Below are 22,884 nucleotides of genomic sequence, written 5' to 3' on the forward strand. Positions count from 1 at the left end.
TACTTATTTATTTCGCTATCAGAAACAATTCTTATTTAGCTTGTTCCAACTGCAAAGTCTTAGTCGGCTGGTCGCAAACTTCTGTAGGACCGAAGTACTGGATAGGACCCGGATATACATAAGCAGTTTCCTTAGCCCAAGTTTCACGCTGTGCAGCGAAAGCCTTGAATGGAGCACCATCCAATTTAACCAATGCTTTCTGGATAACTGGTTTCATTTCGCCGTGACGACGTTCCATGTTCATCATCATTGTGATAGGCACACCACCTGCAATCCATTCTTCAGCAGGAGCAGTTGTGTTGCGTACAGATGACATATAACCAGTCTTACCAGCAGCCATCAACATAGAAGCTGTGTAACCCAATGCATAGCAGTAGTCAGCATCGAAGTTAGAAGGAGCAGCACAACGACCTTCGTAACCGAAGAAGTGGTGCTGAGCAGCAAATTTACCTACGAACTTGCCTTCTTCTTTCCAAGCAGCCAACTTAGTAGCAACCATTTCAGACAACAGTTTTTCAGTTTCGATCAAAGAAACCTGTACGTTTCCGTGTGGGTCACGATCCAAAGACAACTGACGAGCTACACCTTCTGGCAGAGAAGCGTAGATAGCAGAGTTAACCGGAGACAACTTGCTGATGATATATTCACGCTGTTTAGAACGTTTGATGTTGTTGAATTCTTCACCATTGTGAGCCAAGAAGTCGTTCAATTCAGCAATCAGACTCTTCATAGCCGGGATGAACTCGATCAAACCTTCCGGAATCAATACAGTACCGAAGTTGTTGCCAGCAGCAGCACGGTCAGCTACTACCTGAGCGATGTAAGTTACTACATCATCCAAAGACATATTCTTAGCTTCAACTTCTTCAGAAATGATACATACGTTAGGCTGAACCTGCAAAGCACATTCCAATGCAATGTGAGAAGCCGAACGACCCATCAACTTGATGAAATGCCAGTATTTGCGTGCTGAGTTACAGTCGCGCTGGATGTTACCGATTACTTCAGCGTAAGTCTTACAAGCAGTATCGAAACCGAATGAAGTTTCAATCATATCGTTCTTCAAGTCACCGTCGATAGTCTTAGGACAACCGATTACCTGTACACCATAGTTCTTAGCTGCATAGTATTCAGCCAATACACAGGCGTTAGTATTAGAGTCGTCACCACCGATAATAACCAAAGCTTTGATACCCAGTTCTTTCAAGATTTCATAACCTTTTTCAAACTGTTCTTCTTTTTCCAATTTAGTACGGCCAGAACCAATGATATCGAAACCACCAGTGTTACGGTATTCATCGATAATGTCAGAAGTCAATTCAATATATTTGTGATCAACCAAACCGCCAGGACCCAAGATGAAACCGTACAGTTTGTTTTCAGCGTTCAATTTCTTGATACCATCGAACAAACCAGAGATTACGTTGTGTCCGCCCGGAGCCTGACCACCAGACAAGATTACACCTACATTCATAGGAGCATGTTCAGTAGCTTCACCTTCTACAAACTTGATCAACGGCATACCGTAAGTATTCGGGAACAAAGCTTTAATAGCTTCCTGGTCTGCTACAGACTGAGTCGGTTCTCCTTCCTGTACCTTTACTGCACCTTTCAGCGCTTTAGGCAATTTAGGCTGATAAGCAGCTCTTGCAATTTGTAATGCACTTTTTGTCATAATTGTATTATTATATAATAAGATGTAAATAATTCTACGTCTGTGCAAATTTCGTGTTTTTTTCGGAAATATAAAAGAATCCGAAGAACTTTTCTTCAATTCAAAAAAGACGTTACAAAGGTTTCCTGCCGAAGACATTTTATATCCTCTTTATCCCCATATCATACAAAATCAGAATAACAATCAGATTCTTTCCTGCTACATACCGTCTCCAATTATAAAAGCACATGGAAAATACAAGCATATAAAACTGTAATTAATAGGAATTGTCGAGCAAAAAGGTTATCTTTACCCCCGAAACAAACTTATTATAAACTTCTAAAAACTTACAACTATGGCTAATAGAAGAAACTTAAAGAAAAATGTTAACTATATCTCAGACCTGGTAGCAGGCTTATGTATCGTAGAAAGCATGAATGCAAAAGAAGAAAACAGAGAAGCAATCAGCCAGCTGTTTTTGCAAATTGTAAACTTAAGAAGAGATATCATCAGCCGTATCAGCCATACTGAACCGGGAAGTGTAAAGGTATTCTACAAGAAACTGAAAAGCGACTTCAATACAGAAGTGGAAGCAATATTCAAAAAATTAGAAGAATTGGGTAAATAATACGAATGAAACAAACTATTTGCCGGTTTATCTACCAAAAAGTATTAGGCTGGAAAGCTGAAGTCAATGTTCCGGACTTCGACAAGTGTATTATCTGCGCAGCTCCTCATACCACCAATTGGGACTTGTTCATCGGCAAGCTTTTCATTAGCTCAATAGGGCGTGAATCCGGCTTTATGATGAAGAAAGAATGGTTTTTCTTTCCTTTGGGAATTCTGTTCCGATGGATGGGGGGAATACCTGTACACCGCAGCAAACGCACTTCGATGGTAGATCAGATTATCCAACAAATAAAAAAGAGCGAAAAGTTTCATTTAGCAATTACACCGGAAGGAACACGTTCTGCAAACCCAGAATGGAAAAAAGGCTTTTACTACATTGCATTAGGAGCTCAGATTCCCATTGTCCTGATTGGTATCGACTACGAGAAAAAATGTATTTCTGCTAATAAATACTTGATTCCAAGTGGAGATATTGAGAAAGACATGCGAGAAATAAAACTCTACTTCAAGCATTTTAAAGGTAAGCATCCGGAGAAATTTGCATTAGGTGAAATTTAACTTGTTCATCCGTACACTAACTTAAAAACTGAAAAGTCATGTACACAATACAAGCCAATCCATCGGGTACACGTTCCATCGAGGTATCGGATGCCCATCTGCAGACCATCGAGAAGTATTCTCTGTTCCAACAGTTGATAGACAGCAATGGTATTGTAGACGAAAGCGTGCTCGACAAATTAAAACTGAACATACGTTCTCTGATTTCATCAATGGAAGGAAACAGCAAAGATTTGCTGGACTTATGCATTGATGTAATTTACCATAACAATATGAAAGCATTCGGCTTACACCAACTGATTATGCTTTATATTAAATGGGAAGAAGAAAAGGAAGACAATAATACTGCTTCTGCCACAGAGTAAAAGAAATACAAAAAGATTAAGGAGTTAAGAAAAACAAGCAGTCAGAAAAGAAAAGAGAAACACACAGTGAGACCAATACATGGCACAAAGCAATGTATCGGAAAATCCAGTTGTTCACCTCCTTGCTTTTTGACTACTTCAAATTCTTAACTCCTTAATTGCTGAAAAGATATTCAGGATATTCATCAACCTTCAAACAATCAAAACATTGAAAGAGTATAAGCTAACCGACTGGTTGCCTACAACCAAAAAAGAAATAGAGCTGAGAGGATGGACAGAACTCGATGTCATCCTGTTCAGTGGAGATGCTTACGTAGACCATCCGTCGTTCGGAGCAGCAGTTATCGGAAGAATGCTGGAATCGCAGGGACTGCGTGTAGCCATTGTACCCCAACCTAACTGGCGAGACGATTTACGCGACTTCAAAAAGCTGGGACGCCCCCGTCTGTTTTTCGGTGTATCTGCCGGATGCATGGACAGCATGGTCAATAAATACACAGCCAACAAACGACTTCGAAGCGAAGATGCTTATACTCCCGACGGACGCCATGACATGCGTCCGGAATATCCGAGTATTGTCTATACCCAAATACTAAAGAAACTTTACCCGGACGTACCGGTCGTATTGGGAGGAATAGAAGCTTCCCTGCGCCGACTGACTCATTACGACTACTGGGAGGATAAGGTACGTCCTTCTATCTTGCTTGAATCGGGAGCCGACTTGCTGATTTATGGTATGGGAGAAAAACCGCTTACCGACTTGTGCAAGCATCTGCACCATTCACCGGAATTACCGAAAGATTTACCGCAAACTGCTTATCTGTGTCCGAGCAAGGAATTCTCTCCACAAGAAGGAGACCTGCGTCTTTTCTCTCACGAAGAGTGTTTGAAAGACAAGAAGAAACAGGCCGAAAACTTCCGACACATAGAAGAAGAGTCCAACAAATACGAAGCGGCTCGTATCTGGCAGGAAACCGGCAATCAGGCAGTGGTAGTGAACCCTCCTTACCCACCAATGACACAAGGTGAACTGGATATGTCATTCGACCTTCCTTACACCCGCTTGCCGCATCCGAAATACAAGGGAAAGCGAATTCCGGCTTTCGAAATGATTAAATTCTCCGTCAACATTCACCGCGGATGCTTCGGAGGATGTGCTTTTTGTACCATCTCTGCACATCAGGGAAAATTCATTGTCAGCCGCAGCAAGGAAAGTATCCTGCGCGAGGTAAAAGCTATCACCGAAATGCCCGACTTCAAAGGCTATTTGAGTGATTTAGGGGGACCGTCTGCCAATATGTACATGATGCGCGGACGAGACGAGAAGATGTGCCGGCGCTGCAAGCGTCCTTCGTGCATTCATCCGAAAGTATGCCCTAATCTGAATACAGACCACCGTCCGTTGCTCGACATTTACAAGTCGGTAGATGCATTGCCCGGTATCAAGAAGAGCTTCATCGGAAGCGGAGTACGCTACGACTTACTGCTTCACGAAAGCAAAGACCCCGCTGTAAACCAGAGCACTGCACAGTATACCCGAGAACTTATTGCCCGCCACGTGAGCGGACGACTGAAAGTGGCACCGGAACATACAAGCGACCGTGTTTTGTACCTCATGCGAAAACCGCCTTTCGAGCAGTTCCAGCGATTCAAACGAATCTTCGACAAGCTGAACAAAGAGTTAAATCTGCGTCAGCAGATTATTCCTTACTTCATCAGCAGTCATCCCGGATGCACGGAAGAAGACATGGCCGAACTGGCTGTAATTACCAAGCGGCTGGATTTCCACCTGGAACAAGTACAGGACTTCACTCCTACTCCGATGACCGTAGCCACCGAAGCATGGTATACTGGCTTCCATCCTTACACACTCGAACCGGTATTCTCTGCCAAGACTCCCAAAGAAAAGTTGGCACAGCGCATGTTCTTCTTCTGGTACAAGCCGGAAGAGAGAAGAGCCATTATCAGCGAACTTAAGCGCATTGGCAGAAATGATCTGATAGACAAGCTGTACGGAAGATAAATATCCCCTAAATAGGGTATTTCCATTCCCGGCAAAGTAGTGTACCTTTGCGGCTAACAAAAAAAACAGATTTATGAATATAGCCGCACTTATTTCCGGAGGTGTAGACAGCGCCGTAGGGGTACACTTGCTTTGCGAACAAGGTTATAAGCCCGACCTTTTCTATATCAAGATAGGAATGGATACCGACGAGAGCTTAAGTTGCACAGCCGAAGAAGACATCGAACTGGCTTCGGCTACTGCAAGAAAATACGGGCTGAAATTCGACATCGTAGACCTCCAGAAAGAATATTGGGAAAATGTAGTTGCATACACTATCGATAAGGTGAAGCAAGGCTTTACCCCAAATCCGGATGTGATGTGCAACAAACTGATAAAATTCGGATGCTTTGAAAAGAAAGTGGGATATGACTACGACCAAATCATGACCGGACACTATGCCACAACCTGTAGGATAGACGGGCGCACATGGCTGGCCACAGCAAAAGATCCGGTAAAAGACCAGACCGACTTTCTTGCACAGATAGACTACTTGCAGGTTTCCAAACTATTATTTCCTTTAGGAGAATATACCAAGCAAGAGATACGCCGCATAGCCCAACAGGCCAAACTGCCCAGTGCACAGCGAAAAGACAGCCAAGGCATCTGTTTCCTGGGAAAAATCAATTATAACGACTTTATCCGCCGTTTTTTAGGCGAACGTCAGGGAGATATCATTGAGTTGGAAACAGGAAAGAAACTGGGTACACACAAAGGATTTTGGTTTCATACCATCGGACAAAGAAAAGGACTGGGATTGAGTGGAGGACCTTATTTTGTAGTCGACAAAGATACCATCCAAAACATACTCTATGTATCGAAAGGATACGATACAGAAAAACAATACGGCCACCACTTCAAACTCCAGAACTTCCATTTTATTACCTGCAACCCGTTTACCCCCGACAAAGAAGAAAGAATCTGCTTCAAAATCCGGCACACAGATACATTCCACACCGGCAAGCTCATCAAGTCCGAACACGGCTACCTCGTAGAAAGCGACCAGAAACTTCAGGGTATTGCTCCCGGACAATTCGGAGTGGTATACGATGCACAGGCACACTTATGTATCGGCAGCGGAGAAATCAGATTATAATATCCGCAGCACACGACACAGGGAAAAAGCTTCAACCGACGCCGTCGGCTACACAGCCACTGTCGGCGAATCCAAATCCGACGACGTCGATTGTACAGCCAGCGTCGTTGATTACAGAACAAGAACAGCATTGCACATACTTCCCATTAAAGATACAATGCAAACACTTATTCCATAAAAAAGTTGAAACAATAAAGATCCGGCTGTTCCAAAATCGCCAGCCTCAATCTTCATTGTTTCAACTCCTTACTATATTATCTATCGTTTATTCCTCTGAGAACGTTTTGATACGCTGCTCCTCGGTCAGACGACAAATCAGCAAAGTATCATTTTTCTCTGCTACAATATATCCGTCTAATCCCTGAATGACAACTTTTTTCTCCTGAGTAGTATGCACAATACAGTTACGGGTTTCATGCAACTTGATATTCTCTCCTACACATACATTATTATGTGCATCCTTTTTGGAGTTCTCATGCAGCGAGCCCCAGGTTCCCAAATCACTCCATCCGAATGAAGCAGGAAAAACGAATATCTCATCAGCCTTTTCCATTACCGCATAGTCTATAGAGATATTCTCACACATCGGGAACAGTTCATTCACCATTTCCTGCTCTTTTTCTGTATGATAATAAGGAATCATCCGTTCGAATATCTCCGCAATAGGTGGCTGATACACCCGCATTGCATTGACTATGGTATTCACATTCCATATAAAAATTCCGGCATTCCAGAAGAAATTGTTATGCTGCACATAACGGCGGGCAGTCTCCAAATCCGGCTTTTCCTTAAAGGCATCTACACGATAAATTTCTTTATTCGAAGGAGAAGCCATCGACATATCCGCTTCGATATATCCATATCCGGTTTCCGGTCGTGTAGCTTTCATTCCCAAAGTCACAATCGCATCCGAATCGGCAGTAAACTTCATGGCCGAAGTTATCACTCTTGCAAATTCTCTGGAATCCATTACGATATGATCGCTGGGAGTCACCACAATATTGGCTTTAGGATTCAAGGTTTTGATTTTCCAGCTGACATAAGCAATACAAGGAGCCGTATTTCTGCGGCAAGGCTCCAGCAAGACATGACCTTCCGGCATATCGGGCAACTGTTCCTTTACTATATCTTCGTATTGGGCAGAAGTGACTACCCATACATTTTCAGGTAAACAAATTCCTTTAAAACGGTCTACAGTAAGTTGAAGCAGAGTTTTTCCACATCCCAATATATCAATAAACTGCTTGGGAAGTTTTTCTGTACTCATCGGCCAAAACCGGCTGCCAACCCCTCCTGCCATTATTACCAAATGATTATTGTTCAAGTTCATATAAGCTATATTCTTTTGGTTTTTGCAAATATAGAGAATTATTGATTAGTTTTCCTTTTTTTTACATTTTTATTCGTGACTCTCACTCAAGATAAGGTTTACCTTGCAAAACTTACACATTCTTTTTACTTTTGTCTTTCAACTATAAAGAAAAAAACATGCTACATTATCCTTGTATATTAACAATTGCAGGTTCCGACTGTAGCGGCGGAGCCGGCATACAGGCCGATATCAAAGCCATTTCTGCGTTAGGAGCTTATGCTGCCAGTGCCATCACAGCCATTACCGTACAAAATACCTGTGGAGTATCCGACATACATCCCATTCCGGCACAATATGTAAAAGGACAAATCGATGCTGTCATGACCGACATTCGTCCGCAAGCTATCAAAATAGGAATGATTAATGATGTGGAAATTGTAAAGGTAATAGCCGATGCCATCCGCAAATATAAACCTGCCCACGTGGTACTCGATCCGGTTATGGTATCGACAAGCGGCTGCAAACTCATCGAAGACAAAGCCATAGAGGCACTTACCCGCGAACTTTTTCCGCTGGCTACGCTCATTACTCCCAATCTGCGTGAAGCCGAAGTACTTACCGGCAGTCCGATAAAAACAATAGAAGACATGAAACAAGCAGCAGACCACCTGCTGGAATATCACTGCCAAGCTGTATTAATCAAAGGCGGACATCTGGAAAAAGGAGACATGTGCGATGTACTTAAAACCAGTCAACAGCCAGAGCCGTATCTTTTTACAGCCCCTAAAGTAGAAAGTAAAAACACCCATGGCACCGGATGTACGTTATCGTCGGCCATCGCAACCTTCCTTGCTTTAGGGAACTCCACGGAAGAGGCTGTGAAGAAGGCAAAAGAATATGTATATCAAGGAATTGTATCCGGGAAAGATATTCACATCGGCGAAGGACATGGTCCTCTGAACCATTTCCACTCCCCGGTAGCAATGCACATTTTAAGCCAAAATGAGTAATTATTCAAAAGAATCATTACCTTTGCAAATAGTATAACTTTAATTAAAAACAAAAAACTTATGAAAGCATTTGTATTTCCCGGACAAGGTGCCCAGTTTGTAGGAATGGGAAAAGACTTGTACGAAAACTCACCCTTAGCAAAAGAATTATTCGAAAAGGCAAACGATATTTTAGGTTACCGCATTACTGATATCATGTTCGAAGGCACAGACGAAGACTTGCGCCAGACAAAAGTAACACAGCCTGCAGTATTCCTTCACTCAGTGATTTCTGCATTGTGCATGGGCGACAAGTTCCAGCCTGAAATGACAGCTGGTCACTCTTTAGGAGAATTTTCTGCATTGGTTGCAGCCGGAGCGTTGTCATTCGAAGATGGTTTGAAACTGGTTTATGCGCGTGCAATGGCTATGCAAAAAGCATGCGAAGCACAACCGTCTACAATGGCAGCTATCATCGCATTGCCTGATGAAAAGGTAGAAGAAATCTGTGCATCAGTAGCAGCAGAAGGTGAAGTTTGCGTTGCAGCCAACTACAACTGTCCGGGACAGATTGTTATTTCGGGTTCTATCGAGGGTATCAACAAAGCTTGCGAACTGATGAAAGCTGCCGGAGCAAAACGTGCACTTCCTCTGAAAGTAGGTGGTGCTTTCCACTCTCCATTGATGGAGCCTGCAAAAGTTGAGTTGGAAGCAGCAATCAATGCTACAGAGTTCCACACTCCCAAATGTCCTGTTTACCAGAATGTAAATGCCAAACCTTATACAGACCCAGCTCAGATTAAAGCGAATCTGGTAGCTCAGCTGACAGCTTCTGTACGTTGGACACAGACTGTACAAAACATGATTGCCGACGGTGCAGATGAATTTACAGAATGCGGACCGGGTGCCGTGCTGCAAGGTCTTATCAAGAAAATCAATAAGGAAGCTAACGCACACGGTATCGAATAAATTTAAGACATGTACTTATAATTTATAAGCATACAATCTTCAGAACTCCTCTTGTCTGTGAGTAAAATCCATTTTTCAAGCTCCAGACAAGAGGAGTTTTTTATTCCAATTTCAATTTGAAAGTATTGCTTTCTTGCATTAATTTACTTTTCATATACTCCTCTTCCACATCCTCCATTATCTTCTATACATATCTCCTTACTTCGCCATAGTTCTAACCGGTAAATCATTGTCTTTACAGACATACCTATACATTTTTCATACAAATGTGTATAAAATACGTTTACATAGTTACATAAACAATCTTTCCAATTGCAACATATCACCAGCATATACAAACATTTATAATACAATATATTACAATCATTGACTAAAATTATTTTCCAGTTTTCAGGAGGATTTTACCAGAAAAAATCATTTTAGTAAAAAATAAAACATACCTTTGTAAGGAAACAAACTAACGGTTTCATAACCATGAAAGAAAGATTGCAACAGCTCAAAACACTGATTAATGAAGGACAAACCGAAGCCGCCATCAGCGAGCTCAACCTACTGACAACTTCAGCTTCTGATACCATCGCTGCAGAGGCTTACTATCTGCTGGGAAATGCCTATCGAAAGCAAGGAAACTGGCAACAGGCTTTAAATCATTATCAGGAAGCAATTCATCTGAATCCGGAAAGCCCTGCTATGGAAGCACGCGCAATGGTTATGGACATCCTTAATTTCTATAATAAAGATATGTTTAATCAATAAGAAAGGTAATCTTATGGCTAAAATGAAAGGTGTGGTAGTAGTGAATACCGAACGCTGCAAAGGATGCAACCTGTGTGTTGTGGCATGTCCATTGCATGTGTTATCACTCACCGCCAAAGTAAATCAGAAAGGATATAATTATGTTCAGCAGGTAGTAGAAGACACCTGCAACGGATGTACTTCATGTGCAATTGTATGCCCGGATGGCTGTCTGACAGTATACAGAGCAAAAAGTGAAGAATAGTTTTCTTACGTTTTACTTCCCTGTATGAATCTGCATAGAAATCGGATAGTCCCCATGAAATACAGGAACAGACCTAAGAATCCAATAACTTTAAAACTATAACTAATAAACTCAAAAATATGGCAGAAGAAGTAGTTCTAATGAAAGGTAACGAAGCCATTGCTCATGCAGCTATACGCATCGGTGTAGACGGCTATTTCGGTTACCCTATCACTCCCCAATCAGAAGTATTGGAAACTCTTGCCGAACAGAAGCCTTGGGAAACCACCGGAATGGTCGTTCTTCAGGCCGAAAGTGAAGTTGCAGCAATCAATATGGTATATGGAGGTGCAGGAAGCGGAAAAATGGTCATGACATCCTCTTCAAGCCCTGGTGTCAGTCTGAAACAAGAGGGTATCTCTTACATTGCTGGCGCCGAATTGCCTTGTCTTATCGTCAATGTCATGCGTGGAGGTCCCGGACTGGGAACCATTCAGCCCAGTCAAGCCGATTATTTTCAAACTACTAAAGGAGGAGGTCACGGCGACTATCATCTGATAGCACTGGCTCCGGCATCGGTACAGGAAATGGCTGACTTTGTAGGTCTGGCTTTCGACCTTGCTTTTAAATATCGTAATCCGGCAATGATTCTGGCCGATGGTGTAATCGGACAAATGATGGAAAAAGTAGTATTGCCAGCTCCCCGTCCACGCCGTACAGAGGCAGAAATCATCGAACAATGCCCATGGGCTACTACCGGATGCAACAACCGTAAACCGAATATCATCACTTCATTGGAACTTGATCCTGCTATCATGGAACAACGCAACCTTCATCTGCAGGAAAAATACGCTGCTATCGAAGCGAATGAGGTTCGCTACGAAGAGTTGAACTGCGAAGACGCCGAATATCTGATTGTCGCTTTTGGCTCATGTGCCCGCATTGCGCAGAAGGCGATGGAACACGCTCGTGAAGAAGGTATCAAAGTAGGTCTTTTCCGTCCCATCACTCTTTGGCCATTCCCAAGCAAAGCACTGCAAGAAAGAAGCAAACAGGTGAAAGGAATTCTTGTAGTAGAATTGAACAGCGGACAGATGATTGAAGATGTAGAACTGGCTGTAAGATGCAATGTGCCGGTTGCACACTTCGGACGTTTGGGTGGTATTGTACCCGATCCGGATGAAGTAATCGATGCATTAAAAGAAAAATTCATTAACCAGTAAGAACCATGAACAACATCGATAAAATCAGAAACATTTTGAACATCTTGTTCATGATCGGAGCACTTGCTTCAATCATACTCTATTTTTCTTTAGGAGAAGACAAAAGCATCTTTTTTTATGTATGCGGCGCTTCTTTATTCCTGAAAATGATGGAGTTCGTACTCCGTTTCTTACTACGATAACTCAGGAGGTAAAAGTATGACAAAAGAAGAAATAATGAAACCCGAGAATCTGGTTTACCAGAAGCCTCGCTTGTTAAACGATAATCCCATGCACTACTGCCCGGGATGTAGCCACGGCGTAGTACACAAACTTATAGCCGAAGTAATTGAAGAAATGGGTATGGCCGACAAAACTGTAGGTATCAGTCCTGTAGGTTGTGCCGTATTTATGTATAACTATTTGGATATCGACTGTCAGGAAGCGGCTCACGGACGTGCACCAGCTTTAGCTTCTGCCATCAAACGTCTGTGGCCGGACCGTCTTGTCTTCACTTATCAGGGAGACGGTGACTTGGCCTGCATCGGTACAGCAGAAACGATTCATGCACTGAACCGTGGAGAAAACATCACCATCATTTTCATCAACAATGCAATCTACGGAATGACCGGTGGACAGATGGCTCCTACTACACTATTAGGTATGAAGACTGCGACTTGTCCTTACGGACGTATTCCGGAAATTCATGGTTATCCGTTGAAAATGACAGAAATTGCTGCCACATTAGAAGGAACCTGCTATGTTACCCGCCAGTCTGTCCATACAGTTGCTGCTATCCGTAAAGCCAAAAAAGCCATTCGCAAAGCGTTCGAAAACTCCATGCAAGGCAAAGGCTCTAACTTGGTAGAAATCGTTTCAACCTGTAACTCAGGATGGAAGATGACTCCGGATGCAGCCAATAAATGGATGGAAGCAAATATGTTCCCATTCTACCCATTGGGCGACTTGAAAGATACAACCTTGTAAACTTGTATCACACATAGACGTGCCAAGAACATAACATAAAAAAATCAAGAAGTATGAAAGAAGAAATTATCATAGCCGGCTTCGGAGGACAAGGAGTCTTGTCGATGGGAAAGATACTGGCATACTCCGGACTGATGGAAGATAAAGAAGTAACCTGGATGCCTGCTTACGGCCCTGAACAACGAGGCGGAACCGCCAATGTAACAGTCATCGTAAGTGATGAACGCATCTCCTCTCCTATCCTCAGTAAATATGATACTGCCATTATCTTGAACCAGCCTTCACTGGCCAAGTTTGAAGACAAGGTTAAACCAGGCGGAGTACTTATCTACGACGGATACGGTATTATCAACCCTCCTACCCGCAAAGACATCCATGTATACCGCATTGACGCCATGGATGAAGCCAATGAACGTAAAATGGCCAAAACATTCAATATGATTGTGTTAGGCGGATTGCTGAAGATACGTCCTATAGTTTCTGTTGAAAGCGTAATTAAAGCTTTACGTAAAACTTTACCAGAACGCCACCACCACCTGATTCCGATGAATGAAGAAGCCATTCACATTGGTATGGATATCATCAAAGAAGTGTAAAAAGACTTTATACAATCATTAGAAAAGTGACCGTTTTATCATCACATAAGAGTGAGGAAACGGCCACTTTTCTTTTAAAAAGCACACACATCATTCTATCCTCCTTATCTTCTCTCCTGCTCACCCTTTGTGTTTTTTCATAGATAAAATACAATTATTTTGTCTACGACACAACAACTACATCTCTTCTCTTTCAGTTTCATTTGTTTTTTTATATTATTACTCTGCTATTCACCTATTTCTTTTCATTTTTATATTGTATCTTTGTCAACATTATGAGGAAGATACTTTTTATAACCCTATTGATATTGATTAGCGGAAAAATTGCCGCACAAGTTCCTGTCCAAAACCAATTCAGTCAGTTTGGTAGTTCTGCTTCAGGCATGGACGGAAATCTATATGACCGTAACGGAAATCCTATAGATACCACAGCTGTGATTGATGCCAGCACTATACCTATCGGACTTTCTTCGTGGACTATTGACGAGCGATTCGGAATCATCACAGAAGTTCCGGTAGATACTTTGTTGTATAACTTCCAGAATACAAACGATACTGGAGGTCCAACAGGACATTACACATACTTAGGAAACTTAGGTTCTCCGCGCATCTCTCATGTCTTTTTTGAACGTAAAGACCCCAGCCAACTGTTCTTTACCGATCCGTATGACTTTACCGTACGGACTCCACAAGATGTAGTATATACAAATACCAAATCTCCTTTCTCCAATCTTACTTATTACAAGCAAGGAGGTGGAGAATATGGTGAAGAACGTTTCAAAGCTTATTTTGCAGTCAATGCCAACAAACGTTTGGGATTCGGCTTTAATATCGACTATACGTACGGACGAGGCAAATACCAACACCAGTCTACAGCTCTCTTCAACGGAAATCTTTTTGCATACTATAGAGGAGACAAGTATAATATGCACTTCAGTTTCATCAACGACAACCTGAAAGTGGCAGAAAACGGTGGTATTACAGACGACCGCTACATCACCAAGCCGGAACAGATTGGAGATGGCCAAAAGCTTGATGCTTCTGAAATCCCTGTCAACTTCAAAAGTATCTGGAATCACAATACAGGATATCATGGCTTTTTAACCCACCGCTACAACCTTGGGTTCTACCGTGACAATCCAGATAAGAACGATACAATCAACACTGAGATTTTTGTGCCTGTAACCAGCTTCATACATACATTGAAGGTGGACATGAATCGTCGTAAATACATTTCTCAAGACGAAACTAAAAATCAGTCGTATTTTGAAAACAACTTCCTCAGCCCGGACAACACAGATATCACCAAACAGCTGATTGTAAAAAACACATTAGGATTGTCACTTCTAGAAGGCTTCAATAAATGGGCAAAAGCCGGACTAACAGCCTTCGTAAGTCACGAATACCGTCGTTTTACCATGACAGATACCATAGCAGACAATCCCGGACAGCGTATTCCAACCGATTACGTGGAAAATGTCGTATCTGTAGGAGGACAATTAATAAAAGAACAAGGAAAAACACTTCATTACAATGTAACCGGTGAAGTAGCTTTATTGGGTGAAGATATAGGACAATTCCAGATAGAAGGAACCGGAGACTTGAATTTCCGATTGTTCAATGACACTGTTCGTCTGGAAGCCAATGCTTATATCAAAAATCTGAATCCGGTATTCTACTACCGACACTTCCACTCCAAACACTATTGGTGGGATCAGGATTTGTCGAAGATTATGCGTACACGTATTGAAGGTAAACTTAGCATAGACCACTGGAAAACCCAGTTACGTGCAGGTGTAGAAAACATCACCAACTATACCTATTTAGACAACACATCAGTAAAATATACAGCAACCACTGAAGAGAAAGAAACCGTGACATACAAAAATGACTTGGCTGTCCGTCAACACTCTGGAAATATTCAGATTCTTAGTGCCAGCTTACGCCAAGACTTCAAATGGGGTATCCTGCATCTCGACAATGAAATTACTTATCAGAAATCGAGCAACCAAAATGTACTCCCTTTACCCGACCTGTCACTGTACCATAACCTTTACCTCCGTTTTGGCCTTGCCAAAAAGGTATTAAAGGTAGAATTGGGTGCCGATGTACGCTATTTCACTAAATACTATGCCCCCGATTATGCTCCGGCAATCGGACAGTTCTATCTGCAAAATCCGGAAACACGCTATAAAGTGGGTGGATATCCTTTGGTGAATGCCTATTTGAACCTGCACTTGAAGCGTACACGTATTTTCCTGAATATGTACAATTTGATACAAGGAGATATGGGTGGAGGCTATTTCACAGCTCCTCATTACCCATTGAATCCGCGCTCACTCAAATTTGGACTTTCATGGAATTTCTTCGACTAAGCAGTATGTACTATGAACAAAAAATTACTGAAATATATCCTGATAGGTATAACCATCTCAATATGTATTATCTTGCTGGGTACGCGTAAAGAAAGAAAAGAAAATTCTCCAGCCCCACGAGATTATGCAGAAATTATAAAAGAAGGCGTACTCCGTGCCGTTACAGAATATAATTCGGTAAGCTATCATATTATAAACGATACGATAGAAGGATTTGACTATGCACTGCTTCATGCCTTTGCACAAGACAAAGGCATAAAGTTGGAGATTACTCCCGAAATGAGCTTTGAAAAAAGACTGCAAGGCATACTTGAAGGGAAATACGATTTACTTGCCACAGGTACATTAGTCAATACCCAGTCAAAAGACTCCCTGCTTTTTACCCAAACACTGATATTAAGCAAACAAGTGCTGGTACAACGGAAGAAAGAAACAGACAGTCTGTATATCGATAACCAACTGAAACTGGCTCACAAGACTTTGCACGTAATCAAAAACTCTCCGGCTTTGCTTCGTATCCGCAACCTGATGGAAGAAATAGCCGACACAATCTACATAGAAGAGGTTGAGCTCTACGGTGCAGAACAACTGCTGGCTATGGTTTCCGAAGGCGACATCGATTATGCCGTATGCGATGAAAACATTGCCCGAAGTGCGCTTGCCGATTTTCCGAACCTTGACATCAGCACATACATCAGTTTTACCCAATTTTATGCCTGGGGAGTAAACAAACATTCTCCCGTCTTACTCGACAGTTTAAACAGTTGGCTGAACAGCTATATGGAAACTAAAGAGTACCAAAAGCTTTACAAAAAGTATTTTCATTAAACATTCTTGCTATTATGATAAGTCTGAAAACCGTCAATTGGGGATTCATCGGATGTGGTGAAGTAACCGAGAAAAAAAGCGGCCCCGCCTTCAACATGATTGAGGGTTCCAAAGTAGTGGCTGTGATGAGTCGTGATGAAGAAAAAGTAAAATCATATGCACGCCGGCACAATATTCCCCGCTGGTATACCGATGCACAGGAACTGATAGGCGACGAAGATGTAAATGCCATTTATATAGCTACCCCTCCCTCCTCTCATGCAACTTTCGCCATTATGGCCATGAAAGCAGGAAAACCGGTATATATAGAAAAACCGATGGCTGCCAGCTACGAAGACTGTGCACGCATCAACCGTATTTCGAAAGAGACAGGTGTACCTTGCTTTGTAGCCTATTACCGACGCTACCTCCCTTACTTCCAGAAAGTACGTGAACTGGTAGAAAGTGGAGAAATAGGCAATGTGATCAATATTCAGATTCGCTTTGCCCAACCTCCGCGCAACCTCGACTACAACAGTACCAACCTGCCCTGGCGTGTACAACCAGATATCGCCGGAGGAGGTTACTTTTACGATTTAGCCCCACACCAGCTGGATATGCTGCAGGATATATTCGGCTGTATTCTCGAAGCCGAGGGTTATAAAAGCAACCGTGGCGGATTGTATCCTGCAGAAGATACCATCAGCGCCTGTTTCAAGTTTGAATCCGGATTGCCCGGTTCCGGTTCATGGTGCTTTGTAGCTCATGATTCGGCCAAAGAAGACAGAATTGAAATCATAGGAGACAAAGGTATGATTTGTTTCTCGATATTTACCTACGAACCAATAGCACTACATACCCAGCGAGGAAGGGAAGAAATTCTTCCTCCCAACCCACCGCATGTACAGCTTCCGCTTATCAAAGCAGTAGTAGAACATCTGCAAGGAAAAGCCATCTGCACTTGCGACGGTATCAGTGCGACTCCTACCAACTGGGTAATGGACCGTATTTTGAATAAACTGTAAAACATGAAACTGTTTTTCCAATACATTGCAATTTTTCTGCTTCTCTGTCAAAGCCTGCATGCTCAGACAGAGAAACGGAAGAGTTTTGCACAATGGCTCGAAAAAACATTCAGCGAAACAGATACAAGCTATATTGCGCCCAATAAATACAACCTGACTTTCATGGTGGAACAAAGTTTCTGGCACGAACGATACAGTCTGAAAGGCGATATAGGAGACGGTAAACAAAGCATCAGTTTCGCCCCTAATGCGACCCCTAAAATCGGAGCATATTTTGGCTGGAGATGGATCTTTTTAGGATTTTCATTCAGTATCCCGGATTTAATAAAAAAGAATAAAAACGGAAAATCGAAGGAAGAATACGTCTTCAACCTGTACAGTTCGCGCATAGGACTGGATCTTTACTACCGAAAAACAGGAAACGACTTTCACATTACTTCTTACTCCAATTTCGATATTCCTTCCGACTACATCGGACAAGACTTTGGAGGATTTCAAAGCAAAATTGTAGGACTCAACACATACTGGATATTCAACAACAAACATTTTTCCTACCCGGCAGCATACAGCCAGTCCACCAACCAACGCCGCAGTTGCGGCTCGTTTATGGCCGGATTCTCATACTCACACCACCAGATTTCGTTCGATTATACCCAACTTCCGGACGAAATGATTACCCACATAGCACCTTCTCTTATCTTTAACCGGCTGCAATACCACGACTACAATTTAAGTGCAGGATATGGATATAACTGGGTCTTTGCAAAAAACTGTCTGCTGAATGTTTCTCTCATGCCGGCAATTTCTTACAAACGGGCTAAGATAAACGGAAAGCCTGCCAATCTGGATGACAGCTGGACCGGATGGATGAAGGATTTGAACTTCGATTTAATAACCCGTGCCGGTATTACCTGGAACAACAGCAAATATTATGTAGGAGCTTCACTCATTGTCAATACATACGACTACCGCCGTACCCGCTTTGCCATGACAAACTCCTTTGGCAGCTTGCGCATCTATGCCGGATTCAACTTCTGGAAACGAAGGGAATACAGAGAAAAATAGAACTTTACCACGATATACGGGTGCTCTTCTCCAAACCAAAATCTCATGCTACCAATAAAACCGTTCCCTTCTATCTGTCTTTTTCTATATCCGACGACGTCGGCTGCATAATCGGCGTCGCTAACTATACAACCGGCGACGCCGACTATATAAACGACGACGCCGGCTACAACACATCCTATGTTGTAATACGCTACAATACCCTCATACAACAGAAACAAGAACAATGCTTTTCCAATAAAGCCAAAGCCGTCAAAACATAAAATTAGGGCTGACTTCGTTGTTACAAAGCCAGCCCTAAACGGAAATATCTCTTTTCTACTTTTTATCAGACAGTAAGAATCAGAAATGTACTCCCAATGTCATCAGTAACTGATGGCGCTTATTGTCCACCTTCGTTGCAGTCAGATAATCATCACTGAATGCATAGAAATCGGATTTATACATATCGTATTTATAAGCCAGATCGGCATAAAAGCGGTTGCCGCGATATCCAAGTCCTACAGTAACCGTATTACGGCCAAAGTCGTTAAAATACTCCGTATCGGTACGCATATCACTTGCCCCCAACGCTTTATAGGCAGATTCTTTAAAAACAGAAGAACTGAAATTATATCCGGCACGTACGCTTAATGAAGGTAAAATACGAGCTTCTGCTCCTACACGTACTGTATGTACCCCCTTCAAATCTTCCTTTGCATAACTGTTTTGTTCCTCCATATCGTAACCGTCAGAATATTTCAACTTGGCAGAAGCATAATTCATAAATTCATATTCGGCTCCCAAAGCAATATTCCCGGCCACTACTGTACCCATACTTACATTGAAACGCCATGGAGTCACCATCTGATAGTCGCGAAGTACATCTGCATCGGTATAATATTGAGGAGATTCCTTAAAATCGACAAGTACTTTTTGCGTATTTTTATCCTCCAAATACGTATACATATTAGAAGAATAAATATCGGTCAGTGCATACCAGATTGGGGTATGAACAGCTACTCCAAAACGGAAAGGCGATTCTTCAAAGGGACGGAATATCGCTCCAAATTTAAAGTCAAATCCTGTACCGTCTGTACTGAACAAGTTATTGATTTCATAATAGCCAGTCGAACTCTTGTCGTATACATCCTCTGTATAGTAGGAAGAACGACGGTAACTGACATCGTGTACACCAATCGTAGCCCCGAAATACATACGGTCTTCTACATTGAAAGATACATTAAAGTCATAGTCGCTGATGCCCCCTTCTTCCACACTGCGGTATCCGTTGGCATGCCCATTCATATACATCAATTGGGTAGGATCATCTTTACTTACATATACCAATCCACTGCGTACTCCCATCACACCCAAATACGGATAGGGAGATTGCGTAGGATGATATGGATTAGGAAGTTTAGTACCCTCCATTCCGTAATTGTATATATCACCAATTTGCTTATCCAAGGTAGATTTATCATCTATCCAGGCATTTATCATATTATTCATCTGTCCGGTTTGTGAGATTCCCTCCAACATACCTCCCGAAGCAAACTGGCGGTTAAAGTTTTTACTCTTATGATAATTGAACCCAAAGTTTACATAACGCAGTTTGGTACGGTTTCCTATCTTACTGGTATACACAAACCCAATCTGGTCGAACGAAGCACGGTTGCGCTTTTCGTTCATTGTATTTCCCCCGAAATCGCTGGCAGTCTTTGTTGCATTAAACCCGAAGGAAGCCGTAAAATCATGCCCTCTGAACAGACCGATACCAGCCGGATTCGAACCAATGACAGAGATGTCTGCTCCCAATGCACTCATGGCACCTCCCATTCCCACAAAACGGGCTGTTCCATTCAGTTCATTACCACTAAAACGAGCAGCATCATAGGGTGTCTGTGCCGTTGCCCCTATGAATGACAACAGCAGAGAAGCAGTTGCTATAGCCTTTATATTTTTCATATCCATTTCTATTTTTATTATCTTCTATGTGAACCGCTACGTACGTTTCCACCTCCACCGGAAGCACCTCCGGAAGAATAGTTTCCGCGACTTGAACCACTACTGTAACTTCGGTTTGAACCAGAGTTACGCATACGTTCGAATGCATTGGTATTGCGGTAAGAGTTACTGTTCGATGCAGGACGAGTGGTAGTAGTAGGACGAGTGGTAGTAGGACGGGTATAACTGTTTCCTCCTCTGTTACCTCCAGTACTTGGACGAGTATATACTGCATTATCTCTGCCTACACGTACCCCATTACTGCGTACCGATGTGTTTGCATCGCGGCTTCCAGCCACCACACGTCCTCCCGTACGTCCTCTATTATCAAGAGCCCGACGGTATGAGGAAGAAGAAGGACGAGCATAACGTACACTTTCGCGACGATTATTGTAATTATAAGAAGGACCAGCCCAGCCATGATAAGGATAGTGATGGTGATGATGATGATGCCATCCCGGTCCCCAATAACCAGGTCCCCAGCATCCACCCCAATATCCGCCATACCAGTATGGAGAATACCAGCTGCTATACCAAGGCGAACTCCATCCAAAGCTCCAGTTAGGTCCATAGAATCCGAATCCCCAACGTGATCCATAGTATCCCCTGTTCCAACGCCAGTCCCACCACATCGGATTGCTGTAGGTAGGAAATACATACGCATACATTCCGTCATCGTATACATTCCAATCCCATGACGGGTAAACTCCAGAAACTACTTCCCAATACAACGGACTGCTTACAGGAATAGCATAACGGGGACTCCGGAAACGTACGATACGCATGGCATATTCATAATCGTCCTGCGAACCTTCAAATCCATTCACCCACTCTCCACGTTCGCTGTAAGGTTTTTCCTCTATGTAGAGTGTATCATTTTCTACCGAAAAGGTATTGTCGCGTGAAGTATACCGACGATTATACTCATCTACATCCCTCACTTGTCCGGTCACATCTTTTACCACTATCTTTGTAGGAGTGGTTGCTGCATACATAGCCACAGTATCTGTACTTTGTACTTTCTTTACCTCCTCTTTTTGTTCTACTTTCTTTTTCTTCTTAGGAACAAAGTACAAGTCATCATGACTCTGCGCCATAGCCAACGCCGGTAAGACGGCAATCAGCAATAAAGTAATAAATCGTCCTTTCATAGGCGTCTTATTTTTAAATTTTCTTCTTTATCCAATTGTTCTTACTTACAAAAATAAACAGATATTTTCTTCCTGCAAGTGGAAATACGCAATTTCGGCTTCAGGTTTTTCCTATTTTACTTATATTTGTAGAAATTAAAGATTCCTATATATGAAATACTTTGAAATTACTTTTACTGCACAGCCTTGCAATGAAATTGTTACGGATGTGCTGTCTGCCCTGATTGCGGAGATAGGCTTTGAAAGTTTTGTAGAATGTGAAGGAGGTATACAGGCATATATTCAGCAAAGCCTTTTCGATGAAGAGGCACTAAAAAATGTATTGGCCGACTTCCCCCTGCCCGACACAAATATAACTTACAGTATTTTTGAACCGGAAGATAAAGACTGGAACGAAGAATGGGAAAAGAACTTTTTCCAGCCTATAGTAATAGACAACCGTTGTGTAATACACAGCACGTTCCATAAAGATTATCCGAAGGCTGAATATGATATTGTAATCAATCCTCAGATGGCTTTCGGTACCGGACATCACGAAACAACCAGTTCCATTTTAGGCGAACTGCTGGATGCGGATCTGAAAGGTAAATCTGTCCTCGACATGGGATGTGGTACATCTATTCTTGCCATTCTGGCAAGTATGCGTGGCGCCGACCCGGTAACAGCCATCGATATTGACGACTGGTGTGTAAACAACTCACGTGACAACATTGCACTGAACAACATTCATAATATTACAGTAGAACTGGGGGATGCTTCCTTACTTGAAGGACGCCAACCTTTCGATGTGATTATTGCCAATATCAACCGCAACATTCTGATGAACGATATGGCAGCTTATACAAACTGCATGCATAGTGGTTCGGAGATTTACATGAGCGGATTCTACGTTGAAGATATACCTGTTCTGAGAGAAAAGGCAGAAAGTTTGGGCTTGGAATTTGTACATCACCGCGAGAAGAACAACTGGGCAGCAGTGAAGTTTATAATGAAATAAGCTACATGTGATATATAAAAACGTTACCTGTATCGTGTATTCACGTTATTAGTAACGAACCATAACGATGCTTGTATCG

At 42.4% G+C, this 22,884-nt stretch carries 21 protein-coding genes; 17 read left to right on the top strand and 4 right to left on the bottom strand.

Features of this window, described 5'->3' with window-relative positions:
* Positions 1-31 precede the first annotated feature (31 nt).
* On the bottom strand, positions 32-1,675 hold the full coding sequence (locus tag WKU26_RS04845) for a diphosphate--fructose-6-phosphate 1-phosphotransferase (RefSeq protein WP_340321108.1): 1,644 nt from the start codon (positions 1,673-1,675) through the stop codon (positions 32-34).
* A gap of 334 nt (positions 1,676-2,009) precedes the next feature.
* On the opposite strand from WKU26_RS04845, the gene WKU26_RS04850 reads away from it, so the two are divergent.
* The 5 genes from WKU26_RS04850 to mnmA all read left to right on the top strand — a co-directional run bounded on the left by WKU26_RS04850 (position 2,010) and on the right by mnmA (position 6,365).
* Positions 2,010-2,282 carry a hypothetical protein gene (locus WKU26_RS04850; RefSeq protein WP_269877867.1) on the top strand — a complete coding sequence of 91 codons (273 nt, stop codon included), beginning with the start codon at positions 2,010-2,012 and terminating at the stop codon, positions 2,280-2,282.
* A gap of 5 nt (positions 2,283-2,287) precedes the next feature.
* Positions 2,288-2,842, top strand: a complete 555-nt coding sequence (locus WKU26_RS04855) for a 1-acyl-sn-glycerol-3-phosphate acyltransferase (protein WP_269877866.1) — start codon at positions 2,288-2,290, stop codon at positions 2,840-2,842.
* Positions 2,843-2,880: 38 nt separating this feature from the next.
* Positions 2,881-3,207 (top strand): hypothetical protein, encoded by a 327-nt coding sequence (locus tag WKU26_RS04860; RefSeq protein WP_269877865.1) that lies wholly within the window; start codon positions 2,881-2,883, stop codon positions 3,205-3,207.
* A gap of 208 nt (positions 3,208-3,415) precedes the next feature.
* Positions 3,416-5,230 carry a YgiQ family radical SAM protein gene (locus WKU26_RS04865; RefSeq protein WP_340321109.1) on the top strand — a complete coding sequence of 605 codons (1,815 nt, stop codon included), beginning with the start codon at positions 3,416-3,418 and terminating at the stop codon, positions 5,228-5,230.
* 73 nt (positions 5,231-5,303) lie between these two features.
* Complete coding sequence (gene mnmA / locus WKU26_RS04870) at positions 5,304-6,365, top strand: tRNA 2-thiouridine(34) synthase MnmA (RefSeq protein ID WP_340321110.1); 1,062 nt, start codon at positions 5,304-5,306, stop codon at positions 6,363-6,365.
* Between the two features lie 265 nt (positions 6,366-6,630).
* On the opposite strand, the gene WKU26_RS04875 is transcribed toward mnmA, so the two are convergent.
* Positions 6,631-7,695, bottom strand: coding sequence for a mannose-1-phosphate guanylyltransferase (locus tag WKU26_RS04875; protein WP_269877860.1), 1,065 nt, complete (start codon positions 7,693-7,695; stop codon positions 6,631-6,633).
* 158 nt (positions 7,696-7,853) lie between these two features.
* On the opposite strand from WKU26_RS04875, the gene thiD reads away from it, so the two are divergent.
* The 11 genes from thiD to WKU26_RS04930 all read left to right on the top strand — a co-directional run bounded on the left by thiD (position 7,854) and on the right by WKU26_RS04930 (position 18,671).
* Entirely contained in the window at positions 7,854-8,687 is an 834-nt protein-coding gene (gene thiD / locus WKU26_RS04880; RefSeq protein WP_340321111.1) for a bifunctional hydroxymethylpyrimidine kinase/phosphomethylpyrimidine kinase, read from the top strand.
* A 60-nt stretch (positions 8,688-8,747) separates the two neighbouring features.
* Positions 8,748-9,635 (top strand): ACP S-malonyltransferase, encoded by an 888-nt coding sequence (gene fabD, locus WKU26_RS04885; protein WP_340321112.1) that lies wholly within the window; start codon positions 8,748-8,750, stop codon positions 9,633-9,635.
* A gap of 474 nt (positions 9,636-10,109) precedes the next feature.
* Positions 10,110-10,391, top strand: a complete 282-nt coding sequence (locus tag WKU26_RS04890; protein WP_178265874.1) for a tetratricopeptide repeat protein — start codon at positions 10,110-10,112, stop codon at positions 10,389-10,391.
* Positions 10,392-10,404: 13 nt separating this feature from the next.
* The gene (locus WKU26_RS04895) at positions 10,405-10,635 is read left to right on the top strand and encodes a 4Fe-4S dicluster domain-containing protein (protein WP_178265875.1); all 231 of its coding nucleotides are present in this window, start codon (positions 10,405-10,407) and stop codon (positions 10,633-10,635) included.
* Between the two features lie 119 nt (positions 10,636-10,754).
* Positions 10,755-11,837 (top strand): 3-methyl-2-oxobutanoate dehydrogenase subunit VorB, encoded by a 1,083-nt coding sequence (locus WKU26_RS04900; protein WP_340321113.1) that lies wholly within the window; start codon positions 10,755-10,757, stop codon positions 11,835-11,837.
* A 198-nt stretch (positions 11,838-12,035) separates the two neighbouring features.
* Complete coding sequence (locus tag WKU26_RS04905; RefSeq protein ID WP_178265878.1) at positions 12,036-12,803, top strand: thiamine pyrophosphate-dependent enzyme; 768 nt, start codon at positions 12,036-12,038, stop codon at positions 12,801-12,803.
* A 53-nt stretch (positions 12,804-12,856) separates the two neighbouring features.
* Positions 12,857-13,399: a 2-oxoacid:acceptor oxidoreductase family protein gene (locus WKU26_RS04910; RefSeq protein ID WP_340321114.1), complete on the top strand. Its 543-nt coding sequence runs from the start codon at positions 12,857-12,859 to the stop codon at positions 13,397-13,399.
* A 275-nt stretch (positions 13,400-13,674) separates the two neighbouring features.
* Positions 13,675-15,774: a putative porin gene (locus WKU26_RS04915; protein WP_340321115.1), complete on the top strand. Its 2,100-nt coding sequence runs from the start codon at positions 13,675-13,677 to the stop codon at positions 15,772-15,774.
* 12 nt (positions 15,775-15,786) lie between these two features.
* On the top strand, positions 15,787-16,602 hold the full coding sequence (locus WKU26_RS04920; protein WP_340321116.1) for a transporter substrate-binding domain-containing protein: 816 nt from the start codon (positions 15,787-15,789) through the stop codon (positions 16,600-16,602).
* Between the two features lie 14 nt (positions 16,603-16,616).
* Entirely contained in the window at positions 16,617-17,606 is a 990-nt protein-coding gene (locus WKU26_RS04925) for a Gfo/Idh/MocA family protein (protein ID WP_340321117.1), read from the top strand.
* Positions 17,607-17,609: 3 nt separating this feature from the next.
* Positions 17,610-18,671, top strand: coding sequence for a DUF4421 domain-containing protein (locus tag WKU26_RS04930; RefSeq protein WP_340321118.1), 1,062 nt, complete (start codon positions 17,610-17,612; stop codon positions 18,669-18,671).
* Between the two features lie 342 nt (positions 18,672-19,013).
* Here the strand turns inward: WKU26_RS04930 and WKU26_RS04935 are convergent, their stop codons facing one another.
* Positions 19,014-20,618: an OmpP1/FadL family transporter gene (locus tag WKU26_RS04935; RefSeq protein ID WP_340321119.1), complete on the bottom strand. Its 1,605-nt coding sequence runs from the start codon at positions 20,616-20,618 to the stop codon at positions 19,014-19,016.
* A 17-nt stretch (positions 20,619-20,635) separates the two neighbouring features.
* Positions 20,636-21,808 (bottom strand): hypothetical protein, encoded by a 1,173-nt coding sequence (locus WKU26_RS04940; protein WP_340321120.1) that lies wholly within the window; start codon positions 21,806-21,808, stop codon positions 20,636-20,638.
* Between the two features lie 151 nt (positions 21,809-21,959).
* On the opposite strand from WKU26_RS04940, the gene prmA reads away from it, so the two are divergent.
* A complete protein-coding gene (gene prmA, locus WKU26_RS04945) occupies positions 21,960-22,805 on the top strand; it encodes a 50S ribosomal protein L11 methyltransferase (protein ID WP_178265886.1) in 846 nt (281 codons plus the stop codon).
* Positions 22,806-22,884 lie beyond the last annotated feature (79 nt).

Origin of the sequence: Phocaeicola sp. HCN-40430, from assembly GCF_037890285.1 — a bacterium.
Classification (GTDB): Bacteria; Bacteroidota; Bacteroidia; order Bacteroidales; family Bacteroidaceae; genus Phocaeicola; species Phocaeicola acetigenes.

Coding starts and splice junctions, on each gene's coding strand:
- WKU26_RS04845 (WP_340321108.1), bottom strand. CDS start 1,675: ATGACAAAAAGTGCATTACAAATTGCAAGAGCTGCTTATCAGCCTAAA.
- WKU26_RS04850 (WP_269877867.1), top strand. CDS start 2,010: ATGGCTAATAGAAGAAACTTAAAGAAAAATGTTAACTATATCTCAGAC.
- WKU26_RS04855 (WP_269877866.1), top strand. CDS start 2,288: ATGAAACAAACTATTTGCCGGTTTATCTACCAAAAAGTATTAGGCTGG.
- WKU26_RS04860 (WP_269877865.1), top strand. CDS start 2,881: ATGTACACAATACAAGCCAATCCATCGGGTACACGTTCCATCGAGGTA.
- mnmA (WP_340321110.1), top strand. CDS start 5,304: ATGAATATAGCCGCACTTATTTCCGGAGGTGTAGACAGCGCCGTAGGG.
- WKU26_RS04875 (WP_269877860.1), bottom strand. CDS start 7,695: ATGAACTTGAACAATAATCATTTGGTAATAATGGCAGGAGGGGTTGGC.
- thiD (WP_340321111.1), top strand. CDS start 7,854: ATGCTACATTATCCTTGTATATTAACAATTGCAGGTTCCGACTGTAGC.
- fabD (WP_340321112.1), top strand. CDS start 8,748: ATGAAAGCATTTGTATTTCCCGGACAAGGTGCCCAGTTTGTAGGAATG.
- WKU26_RS04890 (WP_178265874.1), top strand. CDS start 10,110: ATGAAAGAAAGATTGCAACAGCTCAAAACACTGATTAATGAAGGACAA.
- WKU26_RS04895 (WP_178265875.1), top strand. CDS start 10,405: ATGGCTAAAATGAAAGGTGTGGTAGTAGTGAATACCGAACGCTGCAAA.
- WKU26_RS04900 (WP_340321113.1), top strand. CDS start 10,755: ATGGCAGAAGAAGTAGTTCTAATGAAAGGTAACGAAGCCATTGCTCAT.
- WKU26_RS04905 (WP_178265878.1), top strand. CDS start 12,036: ATGACAAAAGAAGAAATAATGAAACCCGAGAATCTGGTTTACCAGAAG.
- WKU26_RS04910 (WP_340321114.1), top strand. CDS start 12,857: ATGAAAGAAGAAATTATCATAGCCGGCTTCGGAGGACAAGGAGTCTTG.
- WKU26_RS04915 (WP_340321115.1), top strand. CDS start 13,675: ATGAGGAAGATACTTTTTATAACCCTATTGATATTGATTAGCGGAAAA.
- WKU26_RS04920 (WP_340321116.1), top strand. CDS start 15,787: ATGAACAAAAAATTACTGAAATATATCCTGATAGGTATAACCATCTCA.
- WKU26_RS04925 (WP_340321117.1), top strand. CDS start 16,617: ATGATAAGTCTGAAAACCGTCAATTGGGGATTCATCGGATGTGGTGAA.
- WKU26_RS04930 (WP_340321118.1), top strand. CDS start 17,610: ATGAAACTGTTTTTCCAATACATTGCAATTTTTCTGCTTCTCTGTCAA.
- WKU26_RS04935 (WP_340321119.1), bottom strand. CDS start 20,618: ATGAAAAATATAAAGGCTATAGCAACTGCTTCTCTGCTGTTGTCATTC.
- WKU26_RS04940 (WP_340321120.1), bottom strand. CDS start 21,808: ATGAAAGGACGATTTATTACTTTATTGCTGATTGCCGTCTTACCGGCG.
- prmA (WP_178265886.1), top strand. CDS start 21,960: ATGAAATACTTTGAAATTACTTTTACTGCACAGCCTTGCAATGAAATT.